17 protein-coding genes are annotated in these 14,855 nt (G+C 50.7%); 1 reads left to right on the forward strand and 16 read right to left on the reverse strand.

What is annotated here, in order from left to right:
- Positions 1–108 precede the first annotated feature (108 nt).
- The 16 genes from AC1RVX_RS02260 to AC1RVX_RS02335 all read right to left on the reverse strand — a co-directional run bounded on the left by AC1RVX_RS02260 (position 109) and on the right by AC1RVX_RS02335 (position 13,681).
- Positions 109–540: a CoA-binding protein gene (locus AC1RVX_RS02260; RefSeq protein WP_493215153.1), complete on the reverse strand. Its 432-nt coding sequence runs from the start codon at positions 538–540 to the stop codon at positions 109–111.
- Between the two features lie 101 nt (positions 541–641).
- Positions 642–1,064 carry a F0F1 ATP synthase subunit epsilon gene (locus AC1RVX_RS02265; RefSeq protein WP_493214945.1) on the reverse strand — a complete coding sequence of 141 codons (423 nt, stop codon included), beginning with the start codon at positions 1,062–1,064 and terminating at the stop codon, positions 642–644.
- 76 nt (positions 1,065–1,140) lie between these two features.
- Positions 1,141–2,547, reverse strand: coding sequence for a F0F1 ATP synthase subunit beta (gene atpD / locus AC1RVX_RS02270; protein ID WP_186945797.1), 1,407 nt, complete (start codon positions 2,545–2,547; stop codon positions 1,141–1,143).
- A 30-nt stretch (positions 2,548–2,577) separates the two neighbouring features.
- Positions 2,578–3,447, reverse strand: coding sequence for a F0F1 ATP synthase subunit gamma (gene atpG / locus AC1RVX_RS02275; RefSeq protein ID WP_493214946.1), 870 nt, complete (start codon positions 3,445–3,447; stop codon positions 2,578–2,580).
- Positions 3,448–3,476: 29 nt separating this feature from the next.
- Positions 3,477–5,018, reverse strand: coding sequence for a F0F1 ATP synthase subunit alpha (atpA, locus tag AC1RVX_RS02280; protein WP_162044016.1), 1,542 nt, complete (start codon positions 5,016–5,018; stop codon positions 3,477–3,479).
- Between the two features lie 26 nt (positions 5,019–5,044).
- Entirely contained in the window at positions 5,045–5,578 is a 534-nt protein-coding gene (locus AC1RVX_RS02285; protein ID WP_493214947.1) for a F0F1 ATP synthase subunit delta, read from the reverse strand.
- Positions 5,579–5,580: 2 nt separating this feature from the next.
- Positions 5,581–6,051: a F0F1 ATP synthase subunit B gene (locus AC1RVX_RS02290; protein ID WP_493214948.1), complete on the reverse strand. Its 471-nt coding sequence runs from the start codon at positions 6,049–6,051 to the stop codon at positions 5,581–5,583.
- A gap of 65 nt (positions 6,052–6,116) precedes the next feature.
- On the reverse strand, positions 6,117–6,359 hold the full coding sequence (atpE, locus tag AC1RVX_RS02295) for a F0F1 ATP synthase subunit C (protein WP_110254369.1): 243 nt from the start codon (positions 6,357–6,359) through the stop codon (positions 6,117–6,119).
- An 80-nt stretch (positions 6,360–6,439) separates the two neighbouring features.
- Positions 6,440–7,270, reverse strand: coding sequence for a F0F1 ATP synthase subunit A (atpB, locus tag AC1RVX_RS02300; RefSeq protein WP_493214949.1), 831 nt, complete (start codon positions 7,268–7,270; stop codon positions 6,440–6,442).
- 2 nt (positions 7,271–7,272) lie between these two features.
- A complete protein-coding gene (locus tag AC1RVX_RS02305) occupies positions 7,273–7,611 on the reverse strand; it encodes an ATP synthase subunit I (RefSeq protein WP_493214950.1) in 339 nt (112 codons plus the stop codon).
- 279 nt (positions 7,612–7,890) lie between these two features.
- Positions 7,891–8,439, reverse strand: a complete 549-nt coding sequence (locus AC1RVX_RS02310; protein WP_493214951.1) for an RBBP9/YdeN family alpha/beta hydrolase — start codon at positions 8,437–8,439, stop codon at positions 7,891–7,893.
- Between the two features lie 13 nt (positions 8,440–8,452).
- On the reverse strand, positions 8,453–9,346 hold the full coding sequence (locus AC1RVX_RS02315) for a ParB/RepB/Spo0J family partition protein (RefSeq protein ID WP_493214952.1): 894 nt from the start codon (positions 9,344–9,346) through the stop codon (positions 8,453–8,455).
- A 2-nt stretch (positions 9,347–9,348) separates the two neighbouring features.
- Positions 9,349–10,125, reverse strand: coding sequence for a ParA family protein (locus tag AC1RVX_RS02320; protein WP_493214953.1), 777 nt, complete (start codon positions 10,123–10,125; stop codon positions 9,349–9,351).
- 17 nt (positions 10,126–10,142) lie between these two features.
- On the reverse strand, positions 10,143–10,766 hold the full coding sequence (gene rsmG, locus AC1RVX_RS02325; RefSeq protein WP_493215154.1) for a 16S rRNA (guanine(527)-N(7))-methyltransferase RsmG: 624 nt from the start codon (positions 10,764–10,766) through the stop codon (positions 10,143–10,145).
- 26 nt (positions 10,767–10,792) lie between these two features.
- The gene (mnmG, locus tag AC1RVX_RS02330) at positions 10,793–12,736 is read right to left on the reverse strand and encodes a tRNA uridine-5-carboxymethylaminomethyl(34) synthesis enzyme MnmG (RefSeq protein WP_493214954.1); all 1,944 of its coding nucleotides are present in this window, start codon (positions 12,734–12,736) and stop codon (positions 10,793–10,795) included.
- 186 nt (positions 12,737–12,922) lie between these two features.
- The gene (locus AC1RVX_RS02335; protein WP_493214955.1) at positions 12,923–13,681 is read right to left on the reverse strand and encodes a TSUP family transporter; all 759 of its coding nucleotides are present in this window, start codon (positions 13,679–13,681) and stop codon (positions 12,923–12,925) included.
- Positions 13,682–13,935: 254 nt separating this feature from the next.
- On the opposite strand from AC1RVX_RS02335, the gene AC1RVX_RS02340 reads away from it, so the two are divergent.
- Positions 13,936–14,811: an alpha/beta hydrolase gene (locus AC1RVX_RS02340; protein WP_493214956.1), complete on the forward strand. Its 876-nt coding sequence runs from the start codon at positions 13,936–13,938 to the stop codon at positions 14,809–14,811.
- The last annotated feature ends 44 nt before the right edge of the window (positions 14,812–14,855 follow it).

Consider the following 14,855-nt stretch of genomic DNA (forward strand, 5'->3'; position numbering starts at 1 on the left):
TGGTGAGCAATCCCTTCCCAGCTTATGCAAACAAGGTGGGAAGGGCGATACAAGGTACACCCTGAACGATGCAGCAAGACAACGTGAGTTTGAACCACCTCAGAAACTTCAGGAACGCATACGGTGTTCTATCTTGATGCACTTATCCATCACGACGCGGATACCAGCAGATTCTGCCTTTTGGGCGGCTACCTCATTGACGATGCCTTGCTGCATCCACAAATACGGAGCTCCAATACGTATCGCTTCTTCGACTATGGGTGGGATATCGTCAGCATTGCGAAAGCAGTCGACCATATCAATATGGTGATCTGCTGCTGCAGCAATCAAGTCTGCATAACAAAGTTCACCCAGTATGGTTTTACCCGCCTCGCGCGGATTCACGGGAATAATCTTGTAACCTTGCGCCTGCATATAAGCCGCCACGCCATAACTGGCTCGTGCAGGCTTGGGTGACAAGCCGACGATGGCAATGGTCTTGCTATTGGCAAGCATGGCGCTCACCAGATTGGTATCTGTTTTGCTTTGTTCCATATTCATCATTAGCTGTGTTTAAAAAACTCAATAAACAAAAACAAAAGGCAGCCTTAGCTGCCTTTTGTTTTAATGTTTTCAACGCAACGGAGTGATCCGCTGGCGTATCAACGCTTTTGACGCAATCTTTGTATCGCTGCCAATTGGGCGATCGCGGAAGCCAATTCTGCCTGTGCTTGCGCATAGTCAATTTTGGAATCGCGATTAACCAAAGCCTGCTCTGCCAGTTTCTTGGCTTCATTGGCTTTTGCTTCGTCCAGATCGTGACCGCGAATCGCAGTATCTGCCAAAACTGTCACTGCATTCGGTTGCACTTCAAGCAGGCCACCGGCAACGAATACGAATTCGTCTTCGGCTTGTCCTGGAACCTTGATGCGCACCGCACCCGGCTTGATGCGGGTGATCAGTGGTGTATGTTTCGGATAAATACCCAATTCACCAGCCTCACCCGGCAACGCGACGAATTCGGCTTCACCAGAGAAGATCAGCTCTTCTGCGGAAACCACGTCAACGTGAATAGTGTGTGCCATGTTGGACCCTTTGTATTCGCTTAAAAAAGCTTTGGTGCGACCAGTTCAGTCGCACCGCCAGTGCGCTCAATTATTATTAAGCAGCAGCCAGTTTTTTCGCTTTTTCGATTGCTTCGTCGATAGTACCTACCATGTAGAACGCTTGTTCTGGCAGGTGATCGAGTTCGCCGGAAGCGATCATTTTGAAACCACGGATGGTTTCTTTCAGCGAAACGTATTTACCTGGAGCACCGGTAAACACTTCAGCAACGTGGAAAGGCTGAGACAGGAAACGCTGCATCTTACGTGCACGTGCGACCAGCAGTTTGTCTTCAGGAGCCAATTCATCCATACCCAGAATCGCGATAATGTCGCGCAATTCTTTGTAGCGTTGCAAAGTACCCTGAACAGCGCGGGCTGTTTCGTAGTGCTCAACACCAACCACTTGTGGGTCCAGCTGACGGGATGTCGAATCCAGTGGATCAACCGCAGGGTAGATACCCAGGGAAGCGATGTCACGGGACAGAACAACGGTGGAATCCAAGTGAGCAAACGTCGTTGCTGGAGATGGATCGGTCAAGTCATCTGCTGGAACATACACGGCCTGGATCGATGTGATCGAACCAGTTTTAGTGGAGGTAATACGCTCTTGCAGACGGCCCATTTCTTCAGCCAGTGTAGGTTGATAACCCACGGCGGAAGGCATACGACCCAGCAAAGCGGATACTTCAGTACCGGCCAGTGTGTAACGATAGATGTTATCCACGAAGAACAAAACGTCTTTGCCTTCGTCACGGAAACCTTCAGCAATCGTCAAACCTGTCAGAGCAACGCGCAGGCGGTTACCTGGTGGTTCATTCATCTGACCGTACACCATCGCCACTTTGGAGTTTTCTGGATTTTCCAGATCAACCACTTTTGCGTCAGCCATTTCGTGGTAGAAGTCATTACCCTCACGAGTACGCTCACCCACACCGGCAAACACGGACAAACCGCTGTGTGCCTTGGCGATGTTGTTAATCAGTTCCATCATGTTCACGGTCTTGCCCACACCCGCACCACCGAACAGACCGACCTTACCACCTTTAGCGAATGGGCAAACCAGATCAATAACTTTGATACCGGTTTCCAGCAATTCCTGGGATGGGGACAGTTCGTCGTAAGCAGGGGCCTTACGGTGGATGGATGCTGTCTGCTCGTGGCTGACAGGACCGCATTCATCGATAGGGTTGCCCAGTACGTCCATGATGCGACCCAGCGTTGCTTTGCCGGTTGGTACCATGATAGGGTTGCCAGTATTGGAAATAGTCATGCCGCGACGCAGACCATCAGACGTACCCAGAGCAATCGTACGGACGATGCCGTCACCCAATTGCTGCTGAACTTCCAATGTCAGTTCGGAGCCTTCCATTTTCAAGGCGTCATAAATCTTAGGCATCGCGTCGCGTGGAAATTCAACGTCCACAACAGCGCCGATACACTGAACGATTTTGCCATTAGCCATGTTCGTTCCTTCTTAATATTTAAATTCAGTTTAGACCGCTGCCGCGCCGGCGACGATCTCGGAGAGCTCTTTGGTAATGGCAGCTTGACGGGTTTTGTTATAAACCAGTTTCAGTTCGCCAATCACGTTACCTGCGTTATCAGTTGCTGATTTCATCGCCACCATACGGGCCGACTGTTCAGATGCCATGTTTTCCGCTACCGCCTGGAAAATCAGTGCCTCTACATAACGAATCAACAATTCATCAATCACCGTAGCTGCATCTGGTTCGTACAGATAATCCCAGGAATGGGCATGTTTCTCTGTCGTCAGTTTGTCCGCTGTCAGGGGCAACAACTGCTCCATCACCGGCTCTTGCTTCATGGTGTTGATAAACTTGGTATAACTCAGGTAAACCGCGTCCAGCTTGCCTTCCTGATACGCATCCAGCAAAACTTTGACTGGACCGATCAGCTTGTCGAGGTGAGGTGTATCGCCCAATTGTGTGACATGCGATACGACTTTTGCACCTACGCGATTCAGGAAGCCGAGACCTTTATTACCAATTGCGACCGCTTCTATCTTTGAACCCTTACCTTCGAGTTCACGCATTTTGCTAGTGACCAGACGCAACACGTTAGTGTTGAGACCGCCACACAAACCTTTATCTGTCGTTACAACAATCACGCCCACTTTTTTGGACAGATCTTGTTGCACCATAAAAGGATGCGTGTACTCTGGGTTGGCCTGTGACAAGTTAGCTGTGATCGTACGAATTTTTTCACTGTACGGGCGAGCCGCACGCATCCGGTCTTGCGCTTTACGCATTTTGGATGCGGCGACCATTTCCATCGCCTTCGTGATCTTCTTCGTATTTTCTACGCTTTTGATCTTGCCACGTATCTCTTTGCCTGCAGCCATGAGTATTGACTCCTTCTAGCTACAGTAAATTAATAGGCGCCGGATTTTTTGAAATCAGCAATTGCGGCAGCCATGGCAGCTTCGCCATCTTTGTCCAGTTGCTTGGTTTCTTCGATCTTCTGCAGCAATGCTGCATGGCTCGTTTTCATGAAATTGTGCACGCCTGCTTCAAATGCCAGCACTTGCTTGACCGGTACATCATCCAGGAAGCCTTTGTTCACGGAGAACAGAGTAACGGCCATCAGGGAGATAGACAGTGGAGCATATTGAGCTTGCTTCAACAATTCAGTCACGCGGGCACCACGATCAAGCTGCTTGCGTGTCACTTCATCGAGGTCAGAAGCGAACTGGGCAAACGCTGCCAATTCACGATACTGCGCCAAGTCATTACGGATACCGCCGGACAGGTTTTTGATAACCTTGGTCTGCGCAGCACCACCAACGCGGGAAACCGAGATACCAGCGTTGATCGCTGGACGGATACCGGCGTTGAACAGGGATGTTTCCAGGAAGATCTGACCGTCAGTAATCGAAATTACGTTGGTAGGAACGAAAGCAGAAACGTCACCAGCCTGGGTTTCAATGATAGGCAATGCTGTCAAAGAACCTGTTTTACCTTTAACTTCACCTTTGGTGAAAGCTTCAACGTAGTCTGGGTTAACGCGTGCTGCACGTTCCAGCAAACGGCTGTGCAAATAGAATACGTCACCTGGGTAAGCTTCGCGGCCTGGTGGGCGGCGCAGCAACAGGGAAACCTGACGGTAAGCAACAGCTTGTTTGGACAGATCATCATAAATGATCAGTGCATCTTGACCGCGGTCACGGAAGTATTCACCCATCGCGCAACCGGAGTAAGCGGATACGTATTGCATCGCTGCAGATTCAGCAGCAGTGGCAGCAACAACGATGGTGTATTCCATTGCGCCGTGGGCTTCGAGAGCGCGCACAACGTTTTTAACGGAAGAAGCTTTTTGACCAATCGCTACATAGATACAAGTAACGTTTTGACCTTTTTGATTGATCACGGCATCGATTGCAACAGCTGTTTTACCAGTTTGACGATCACCAATGATCAATTCGCGCTGACCACGACCAACCGGAACCATGGAGTCGATAGACTTCAGGCCAGTTTGCATAGGTTCAGAAACGGATTGACGTGCAATAACGCCAGGCGCGATTTTTTCGATCGGCGCGGACAGTTTTGCATTGATAGGACCTTTGCCATCGATAGGCTGACCCAGCGCGTTAACGACACGACCACGCAGTTCAGGACCGATAGGCACTTCCAGAATACGGCCGGTACATTTGACTGTATCGCCTTCGGAAATGTGTTCGTAGTCACCCAGAATAACGGCACCAACGGAATCACGTTCCAGGTTCAGCGCCAGACCAAATGTGTTGCCTGGGAATTCCAGCATCTCGCCTTGCATCGCGTCAGACAGACCGTGAATGCGGCAGATACCGTCGGTAACGGAGATAACCGTACCTTGATTGCGAATCTCAGCTGTGTCGCCAAGGCCTTGAATCCGGCTCTTGATCAACTCGCTGATTTCAGATGGGTTGAGTTGCATACTAACTCCTAATATTTATTACGTTCTTACGCGGTCAGGGCGACGTGCATTTTCTGCAGCTTCGCGCGTACCGACGTGTCGAGCACCTGATCACCAACCACGATGCGTACACCACCGATCAAAGTGGAATCCACTTTGACTGTAGGGTGCAACTTGCGGCCAAATTTCTTTTCCAAGAGCACTGAGAGCTCGCTCAACTGAGCTGCCGACATGTCAAATGCGCTAGTCACTTCAGCATCTGCAGCGCCTTCGAGGGCGTTTTTCAGAGCATGAAACTGGAAAGCGATTTCAGGCAACAAAGTCAAACGGTCGTAGTCAGCGAGTGTATTGATGAAGTTTTTCGCTTCAGCAGTCACTGGAGATTTGATCGCAGACAAGAAAATCTCAGCTTTTTGATCAGCCGAGACTTTGGGGTTGTGTGCAAGAGCTTGTACATCGGGATGCGCACCTACCTGTGCCATCTCGGCAACCAGTTCCGACCAGGCGGACAGGTTACCGGATTGGGCAACACGAAACAGCGCTTCTGCGTAAGGACGAGCGATCGTTGCGAGTTCGGCCATGATTACAGCTCGGTTTTCAGTTGGTTCAACAGATCAGCGTGAGCAGATGCGTTGACTTCACGTTTCAGAATTTGTTCTGCGCCTTTGACTGCCAGAGTGGCAACCTGGTCGCGCAATTCTTCACGTGCTTGAGTCACTTGATTATCAGCATCAGCTTTTGCAGCAGCGATAATACGGGCAGCTTCGGCAGCAGCAGTGTTGCGGGCTTCTTCAATGATCAGAGCAGCGCGTTTTTCTGCGTTGATGATATGTGTTTTGCCTTCTTCACCAGCTTTTGCCATTTCAGCTTGTATACGCTTTTCAGCGGCAACCATTTCTGCTTTGCCTTTGTCAGCTGCAGCCAAACCGTCTGCAATGCGCTTCATGCGCTCATCAATCGCACCGATCACTGGTGGCCAGATGAATTTCGCAGTAAACAAGGCCAGGATGATAAACACCCCTGCCTGATACCACATGGATAGATTCAGATTCACTTTAGTTTCCTTATCAAATTAATCGTTCCGCAGGCGCTGGGCCTGCGGTAGAAAAAGGAAAGCTATTAGCCTTTGAATGGGTTAGCTGTTGCGAAGAACATGGCGATACCAACACCGATAATGAACGCAGCATCGATCAGACCAGCCAGCAACAACATTTTACCTTGCAGTTTTTCCATCAATTCTGGTTGACGTGCAGACGCTTCCAGATATTTACCACCCATCATAGCGATACCGATACAAGCACCCAAAGCGCCCAAACCGATGATCAAACCACAAGCCAATGCAACGAAAGCGACGTTAGTCATGAGAAAACTCCTTGAAAGTTAAAATTAAAATACCAAAATCAAAAAACTAAAACCAAAAAACCTGAAACTTCAAAACTTAATTAATGCGCTTCGTGCGCCTGACCCATGTACACCAGAGTCAGCATCATGAAAATGAACGCTTGCAGAGGTACGATCAGGATGTGGAAGATGGACCAGGCAGAACCCAGAACCAGATGACCAATACCGCCGAAGATGGAATCGGAAGCACCCAGCAAAGCCGCAATCAACAGGAACAACAATTCGCCAGCAAACATGTTGCCGAACAGCCGCATACCGAGCGAGAAAGTTTTCGCAGCGTATTCAACCAGATTCAATGCCAGATTGAAAGGGAAGAGCATAGGACCGAACGGTGCGCTGAACAATTCCTTGATGAAGCCGCCTACGCCTTTGATCTTGAAGCTGTAGTACATCATCAGACCAAATACGCCGATGGAAATACCCAAGGTACCATTCAAGTCAGCAGTCGGTACAACGCGATGTGGCATTTCATGATTCAGGCCCAACACCGGGAACAACCATTGTGAGAACAAGTCCACTGGCAGGAAATCCAGGGAATTCATCAACAAAACCCAGACGAAGATCGACAGCGCCATAGGAGCGATGAAGCTGGTGTTGCCATGAACAATGTTCTTGGCATTGTTATCAACCATTTCGATGAGCATCTCTACCGCACACTGGAAACGGCCAGGCACACCGGAAGTTGCTTTACGGGCAGCAAGAAACATGACGACCGTTGCCAATACAGCACAAAATACTGACCAGATAACTGTATCAACGTTAATATAAGACATGTCCCACAAAGACGTTTGTGCAGTGTGGCCATGGTTAGTCAAATGCCCGAGGTGATGGGCTATATATTCTGACGGAGTGACTTGTTCAGCTGAGCTCATGATCAGTGCCTAAAGAGTAAAATGAAATAGCTTTTCAGTACGACGATGAAGGCGATCAAAAAGGCCGGCCAGTTGACATCGTGGTACCAGAAGACAACCGCAGCCATTAGCGCGATCGTCAATATAATCTTGAAAAATTCCCCGATGAAAAAACTCATCGGATTTGCTCCTCCGGGCCTCCGGGCGCTCATGGTCAGGCGCAACGCGAATAAGGCATTTGGAATCGCACAGGACAATCCCCCAAACAGGGCAGAAAGTCCGTAAGAAATATTGCCAAAAATTCCAGCCAGCAAGCCCGCGACCAGCGCTGCCACCAGTTGCAGCAGTATGATGCGTGTCATGCTTTCCTCATTTATCCAGGACTGACACAAAACCTCTCCGGCTTTATCAAGCCACAAGCCCGACTGATACGCAGTCGTCTTTGCGTGGTCTTGCGGGGGACAATTTTGTGTAAGTCCTAATATTTACCAACATGGCAGTTGAATTTGTCTGGCTTGCCACGATATAACCAGGCAGCGCAAATCCTCGCCTATCAAAACCACGGAATTATACGTGGTAGTGCGTTATATCGTCAAACGTTTGATGCGGCGCATCAATATGAGACATTTTGGTGCTTTTTATTATTGTGACTTTTTTGCAATTAGCGCGCTCAGCCAGTCCTGTCCTTGCTTCCAGCTTTCCAGGCCGGATTCGCCATTGACATGTCCTTTCGCACCAATCAGGTGCAAGTCCGCACCCCAGTCTTTTGCCCAATCTTGCGCCAGTGACAAGTCACACCATGGGTCATCACTGGATGCGACAACGATAAGCGGAAACGGGAAGCTTATCCGGGGCATGGGACTAAAACTGGGAGCAGGAAAATCTGCCCGGCCCACATCCGGCGGTGCCACCAACAGCGCGCCTTTGACTTTGTTGTTATTCAGCACACCCGGCATGCCAGATGCCAGCCACCAGGCGGTTGTGGCACAACCCAGACTATGGGCTACCAGTACCACGTCATCGTTGGTCGCATTGATGGCGGCTGACAAGGTGGCGACCCATGCATCCTTCTGAGGGTGATCCCAGTCTTGCTGTTCCACTCTTTTTACATTTGGCAATTCGGCCTCCCAGCGCGTTTGCCAGTGACCGGGGCCGGAGTTGTACAGTCCGGGTAAAATCAGTATCTGCATGGGTCTGGTCTTTTTACTGTCCGCGTATTTTCAGGATGATGCCGTCCAGGCTATCCAAATCAGCAAAATCGATCAGCATCTGTCCCCTGCCCTTGCTACCCATTTTCAGACTGACCTGAGTCGCCAGCAAGTCGGACAACTCTTCTTCCAGACGGGTGATGTCACGTGATTTTTCTGCCTTGTCACGCGGCTTGCCGGTGGCACTCATTTCTGCCGTGGTTTTTGCCACCAACTTTTCTGCTTCACGTACTGACATGCGCTTGGCAACAATCTGATTGGCCAGCTGTATCTGGGTGGCAGCATCGGTCACCAGCAGAGAACGCGCATGCCCCATGTCGATATCACCTGCCATCAACATGGTCTGTACCGGTTTCGCCAGGTTCAGCAGACGCAACAGGTTCGACACCGCACTGCGTGAACGGCCCACAGCATTGGCCGCTTGTTCATGGGTGAAAGAAAAATCCGTAATCAACCGGTGTATGCCCTGGGCTTCTTCCAACGGGTTCAGGTCTTCACGCTGGATGTTTTCAATCAGGGCCATGGCGGCGGCGGCCTGGTCATCCACGTCCTTGACCAGTACCGGCACTTCTTCCAGACCAGCCATTTGGGAAGCGCGGAAACGGCGTTCGCCGGCAATGATTTCGTAACGGGTTACGCCATTGTTTTGCCCTACTGGCCGAACCAGGATGGGTTGCATCAAACCTTGCGCCCTGATGGAGGCGGCTAGCTCGGCCAGCGCGCCCTCATCCATACGGGTACGGGGTTGGTATTTACCGGCCTGCATATGGGCCACGTTGAGGCTGGTAGGCGCACCAGTGACGGTTGGTACCGCTTCTGCAAAGTCGGCGGCGTTGCCAAGCAAGGCGTCAAGGCCGCGGCCCAGGCCTTTTTGTTTTTTGATCGACATACTTATTTTTCCAGTTGTTTAATTCTTTCCACCATCTCCGCGCCAAAAGCGATATACGCTTGGGCCCCCTTGGATGTGGGGTCAAACACCACACCGGGGATACCGTAAGATGGTGCTTCTGCCAGACGAACGTTACGCGGGATCAGGGTCTTGAACACCTTGTCACCGAAATGCTGCTCCAGCTGATCGGACACTTGTTGCGACAAGGTCATGCGCGGGTCAAACATCACGCGCAGCAAACCGACAATTTTCAGGTCAGGGTTCAGGTTGGCCGAGACTTTCTTGATGGTATTGGCCAGGTCAGACAAGCCTTCCAGCGCATAGTATTCACACTGCATGGGAATGATCACCCCATGCGCAGCACATAAACCATTCAGGGTCAGCAAAGACAAGGCAGGCGGACAATCGATGAGAATGAAGTCATAGTCGTCATTGACCTTGGCCAGCGCTTCACGCAGGCGCTTGTCGCGGTTATCCAGGGAAACCATTTCAACTTCGGCGCCGGCCAGCTCACGATTGGCTGGCAAGACATCGAAACGACCGGATTCGGAACGTAATTTAGCCGTTGTCACATCCGACATGCCCAGCAAAACTTCATAGATGGATGCCGTCAGTTTGGCCTTGTTGATACCTGCCCCCATGGTGGCATTACCCTGGGGATCGAGATCAACCAGTAAGACACGTTGATCGAGTTGCGCCAACCCTGCGGCGAGATTAACAGTGGTCGTGGTTTTGCCAACGCCACCTTTTTGATTTGCAACACAAAATATTTTTGCCATAAGGGATTTCCGTTGATTCAAGCCGGAGCCAGGGTTTTCTTGATGAAGACGAGATGCCGTTCAGCTTGCAAGCCGGGCACTGTCAAGGGCTGTATTTTTTCTACCTGCCAGCCTGTGGGCAGACGTTCAATTTCCTGATTCGGGGCCACGCCTTTCATGGCAATAAACTGGCCGCCATCTGCCAGCAGATGACCCGACCAGTTGATGAAATTACAGAGTTCGGAAAAAGCTCGCGAGGTGATGACATCAAATTTGTCTTTCACCTGCAGGGCTTCTACCCTGCCGGTATGCACAGTCACGTTTTTCAGACCCAACTCAGTCTTCGCCTGGGTCAGGAAAGCCGTCTTTTTGCTGACAGTATCGATCATGGAAATCTTGATGTCCGGATAGGTAATGGCCAGCATCATGCCGGGCAAGCCACCACCTGCCCCCACATCCAGCACATTTTTGGCATCCTTGAAGGCAGGGGCAGCCGACAGCGAATCCAGCAGATGTTGCCTGACCATTTCCTTGGGATCACGAATAGCTGTCAAATTATAAACAGAATTCCATTTTGACAATAATGACAAATATGCAATCATTTTATCTATTTGGGCATCTGAGATATCCAGTTGTAATTCCTGGATACCGCTTTTAAGCATGTCTGTCAGTGTATGTTCCACGTGAATCATTCCACCTGACCCTCGACTAAAACATCGGTATTTACCATGAACTCTTTAAAACCACGTTTTTTCAGGTGGACCAAAAGCAGGGAAATCGCCGCCGGTGTCACGCCAGAAATACGGCCACACTGGCCCAGGCTTTCAGGCTGGTGTTTATTCAACTTTTGCCTGACTTCGATGGAAAGACCATTTACTTCCATGTAATCAAACCCGACCGGCATTTTCAGGTTTTCAAAATGCACGTGGCGTTCAACCTCTTTGGCCTGCCTGTCTATATAACCTGCGTATTTGACCTGTATCTCCACCTGTTCGCGTACATGCGGATCGACCACACCTGGCCCGGCCAGCGCCTGCCCTTCCACACCTTGCAAACTCATCAGGCTTTCATAGGTCACTTGTGGACGACGTAGCAAATCAGCCAGGGAATATTCACGTTCCAAAGCTTTGCCTATCACGCGCTCTGCTTCCACATCAGCCAGAATGCGCGGGTTGACCCAGGTCGAGCGCAGCCTTTCCATTTCACGTGAAACACTTTCACGCTTTTCTTCAAACTGCTGCCACTGCGCATCGCTGACACAACCCAGCTGGCGGCCTATCTCGGTCAGGCGCATATCAGCATTGTCTTCACGCAGACTGAGGCGGAATTCAGCACGACTGGTAAACATGCGATAAGGTTCTTGCACACCCTTGGTAATCAGGTCATCTACCAGCACACCCAGATAAGCTTCATCACGGCGAGGCACCCAGGCTTCTTTGCCCTGAGTTTTCAGTGCCGCATTCAGACCAGCCAACATGCCTTGCGCAGCTGCCTCTTCATAACCGGTCGTACCATTAATCTGACCTGCAAAGAACAGACCTTCGATCTGGCGGGTTTCCAGAGATGATTTCAAACCGCGTGGATCAAAGTAATCATATTCAATTGCATAGCCGGGGCGCAGGATGTAGGCGTTTTCCATACCACGCATGGAACGCACCAGATCCAGCTGCACATCAAACGGCAGGCTGGTAGAGATACCGTTAGGATAAAACTCATTCGTGGTCAGACCTTCTGGCTCCAGGAAAATCTGGTGTGATTCTTTGCTGGCGAAGCGGTGTATTTTGTCTTCTATCGATGGGCAATACCTTGGCCCCACCCCTTCAATCACACCGGTGTACATGGGGCTGCGGTCCAGACCAGCACGAATAATATCGTGGGTTTTTTCGTTGGTATGGGTAATCCAGCATGGCAACTGCCGCGGGTGCATACTGGTATTGCCCATGTATGAGAATACCGGCACCGGGTCCAGGTCACCCGGCTGCTCTTGCATCAATGAAAAATCAATGCTGCGGCCATCAATACGTGGCGGTGTACCTGTCTTCAACCTACCCTGCGGCAGGGCCAATTCTTTCAAACGGGCAGACAAGGATATCGCTGGCGGGTCACCAGCACGGCCTGCTGAGTAGTTATTCAAGCCCACATGGATCTTCCCATCCAGGAAAGTACCAGCCGTTAACACCACTGCACGCGCACGGAACTTGATGCCAACCTGGGTCACGGCACCGACAACGCGGTTACCTTCAACCAGCAAGTCATCGACAGCCTGCTGGAACAACCACAGATTAGGCTGATTTTCCAGGCGACTGCGTATCGCTTGCTTATACAATATGCGGTCAGCCTGGGCACGGGTAGCACGTACAGCCGGACCCTTGGATGAATTCAGGATTCGAAATTGTATGCCGGCCTCATCCGTGGCAATCGCCATGGCACCTCCCATGGCATCAACCTCTTTGACCAGATGACCCTTGCCTATCCCACCTATGGACGGATTGCAAGACATCTGACCAAGGGTCTCAATATTGTGGGTCAACAATAGGGTGGACTGCCCCATACGAGCGGCAGCCAGGGCGGCTTCAGTACCGGCGTGACCACCGCCGACGACGATGACATCGAATTCTTTAGGATAAAACATGATGGATTTCTGAGAAACTTGGATCTGGGAGGCACGATTATAGTTTGTTTTGCGAGCAAAGCTTTGATCAACTAAAGATTCTCTTTTTATTTAGATCTGTGTTTCACGTGAAACACAGGCATCAAGACATAAAAAATGGGGCCGAAGCCCCATTTTTACTTTTACGATTGTTTCACGTGAAACAGTTCACTTGAAGAAGCCGTCATAGGTGGTCTTACAGATAAGGGCAACTACCACACCCAGAAACATCTTCCGGACAAAAGACGTTCCATGTTTTATTGCCAAATGACTACCTATTATTGAGCCTCCTACTCCACATACTGCCATCGTCAAACCCAGGCCCCACAGAACGTGGCCACTGTACCCAAACCAGATCAGGGCAGCTGTATTGCACGCCACATTCAATACCTTGGCCGCAGCAGATGCCCGCAGAAAGTCATAACCAAAGATACGCACGAACAAAAACATGAAGAAACTCCCAGTGCCAGGGCCAAAGAACCCATCATAGAAACCTATCCCTGCCCCTACCAACATAGCCATATAGATCTCTTTCGACCCAACAAATACAGGCTTGTTATCAGCACCGAACTCCTTTTTCTTGAAAGTATAGATGGCAACGCCCAGCAAAATAAAAGGTAAAGCCTTGCGCAAATACGTCGGCGGTATGTGCGTAACCAGGAAGGCACCAGCAAAGGAAAACAGAAACGCCATCAAAGCTGCCGGTGCCACCATGGCCCAGCGCAAGCGAACTGTTTTCATGTAACGTGCAGCCGCCACGGTCGTCCCCCAGATGCCAGCCATCTTGTTGGTACCTAATAGTGTCGCAGGCACCGTTCCGGGCATGAAAGAAAACAAGGCTGGCACCTGTATCAGTCCACCACCACCGACTATCGAATCCACGAAGCCAGCGAAAAAAGCCGCCAGCGCTAAAAGAAAAATATCCATATTTGAGTTTGTTTGATTTGTTTTAAAAGCCCTAATGCAGGATGGCAAGAGCACTACAGCAGCACACCACCATCGCACAGATAACTTATACAGAAGCCTGCCAAAGCCAACAAGGTACAGCCACAGCCATAACAGTTATCAAGGCACGCTGCCTATTTGACTAGCCACTACAAATCAGACAACATGCAAAACCGGCTCGCCCAATCTGCCTGACCCTGCCGGCTTACACTGCTTTTCCCAACCAGGAATTAACAATGAAAATTTGCCTGTCGTCCCTCTTTGCCAGTCTGATCTTCCTCAGCAACACCTGCTCTGCACAAGCTCAAATTGAAATTCCCTTGTGGCAAAACGGTACACCCGGCCTGCAACATGAGCATGCAGAAACAGCCGAAGACAGGCATGAAACTGGCCGACTGGACAGATACATCAGCTACGTCAGCAAACCTACATTGACGATCTACCCAGCTCCTGCCGAGAAGGCTACCGGTGCCGCCGTACTGGTGGTGCCAGGTGGTGGCTTCCGTTATGTCTGTATAGACAAGGAAGGTGCAGAAGCAGCGCAATGGCTGAATGCCCAGGGCATTACCGCGGCCGTACTGAAATACCGTACGCTGGCACCTGACGGCGACCGTAGCTGGAAATCCATCCTGCCCCTGACGGTGGACACCAGTCGCGCCATGCGTGTACTACGCCAGCACGCGAACGAATGGAAAATCGACAGCAAGAAGATAGGTGTACTCGGCTTTTCGGCCGGCGGCATCATGGCCTTGCAATTGTTGATGGACCAGAATGAGGGTGATGCCAGCGCCGTCGACACAGTAGAGCAAGCCAGCAACCGGGCAGACTTTATCGCCCTGGTGTATACCGGCTTGCCTGGCGGCAAAATACCAAAGATGAACAAGAACACCCCGCCGGTATTTATCGTCCACGCCTCCGATGATCCCAAAGCAGTGCCAGTGGTTGCCGCCAAGATATATCAGCAATTGCTGGAAGCCGGTGCCCAGGCCGAACTACATGCATTCCGTCGCGGCGACCACGGCTTTGGCATGACACCTGCCAGCGGCAGCATCCGCAGCTGGACCAGCCTGTACGCCGACTGGATGCGGGACCTGAAACTGCTGGACAAATAGAAAATGTCGGCATGTGCTAAGGTAGAGATTCTTCCAACGAACTA

The sequence above is a fragment of the Undibacterium sp. GW821-FHT11B02 genome (assembly GCF_058808955.1).

Excerpts from the sequence above, each read along its gene's own strand:
- AC1RVX_RS02320 (WP_493214953.1), bottom strand. The coding sequence starts at position 10,125 with ATGGCAAAAATATTTTGTGTTGCAAATCAAAAAGGTGGCGTTGGCAAA.
- AC1RVX_RS02265 (WP_493214945.1), bottom strand. The coding sequence starts at position 1,064 with ATGGCACACACTATTCACGTTGACGTGGTTTCCGCAGAAGAGCTGATC.
- AC1RVX_RS02285 (WP_493214947.1), bottom strand. The coding sequence starts at position 5,578 with ATGGCCGAACTCGCAACGATCGCTCGTCCTTACGCAGAAGCGCTGTTT.
- AC1RVX_RS02305 (WP_493214950.1), bottom strand. The coding sequence starts at position 7,611 with ATGACACGCATCATACTGCTGCAACTGGTGGCAGCGCTGGTCGCGGGC.
- rsmG (WP_493215154.1), bottom strand. The coding sequence starts at position 10,766 with ATGCTTAAAAGCGGTATCCAGGAATTACAACTGGATATCTCAGATGCC.
- atpG (WP_493214946.1), bottom strand. The coding sequence starts at position 3,447 with ATGGCTGCAGGCAAAGAGATACGTGGCAAGATCAAAAGCGTAGAAAAT.
- AC1RVX_RS02340 (WP_493214956.1), top strand. The coding sequence starts at position 13,936 with ATGAAAATTTGCCTGTCGTCCCTCTTTGCCAGTCTGATCTTCCTCAGC.
- atpA (WP_162044016.1), bottom strand. The coding sequence starts at position 5,018 with ATGCAACTCAACCCATCTGAAATCAGCGAGTTGATCAAGAGCCGGATT.
- atpD (WP_186945797.1), bottom strand. The coding sequence starts at position 2,547 with ATGGCTAATGGCAAAATCGTTCAGTGTATCGGCGCTGTTGTGGACGTT.
- atpB (WP_493214949.1), bottom strand. The coding sequence starts at position 7,270 with ATGAGCTCAGCTGAACAAGTCACTCCGTCAGAATATATAGCCCATCAC.
- AC1RVX_RS02260 (WP_493215153.1), bottom strand. The coding sequence starts at position 540 with ATGAATATGGAACAAAGCAAAACAGATACCAATCTGGTGAGCGCCATG.
- mnmG (WP_493214954.1), bottom strand. The coding sequence starts at position 12,736 with ATGTTTTATCCTAAAGAATTCGATGTCATCGTCGTCGGCGGTGGTCAC.
- AC1RVX_RS02315 (WP_493214952.1), bottom strand. The coding sequence starts at position 9,346 with ATGTCGATCAAAAAACAAAAAGGCCTGGGCCGCGGCCTTGACGCCTTG.
- AC1RVX_RS02335 (WP_493214955.1), bottom strand. The coding sequence starts at position 13,681 with ATGGATATTTTTCTTTTAGCGCTGGCGGCTTTTTTCGCTGGCTTCGTG.
- AC1RVX_RS02310 (WP_493214951.1), bottom strand. The coding sequence starts at position 8,439 with ATGCAGATACTGATTTTACCCGGACTGTACAACTCCGGCCCCGGTCAC.
- atpE (WP_110254369.1), bottom strand. The coding sequence starts at position 6,359 with ATGACTAACGTCGCTTTCGTTGCATTGGCTTGTGGTTTGATCATCGGT.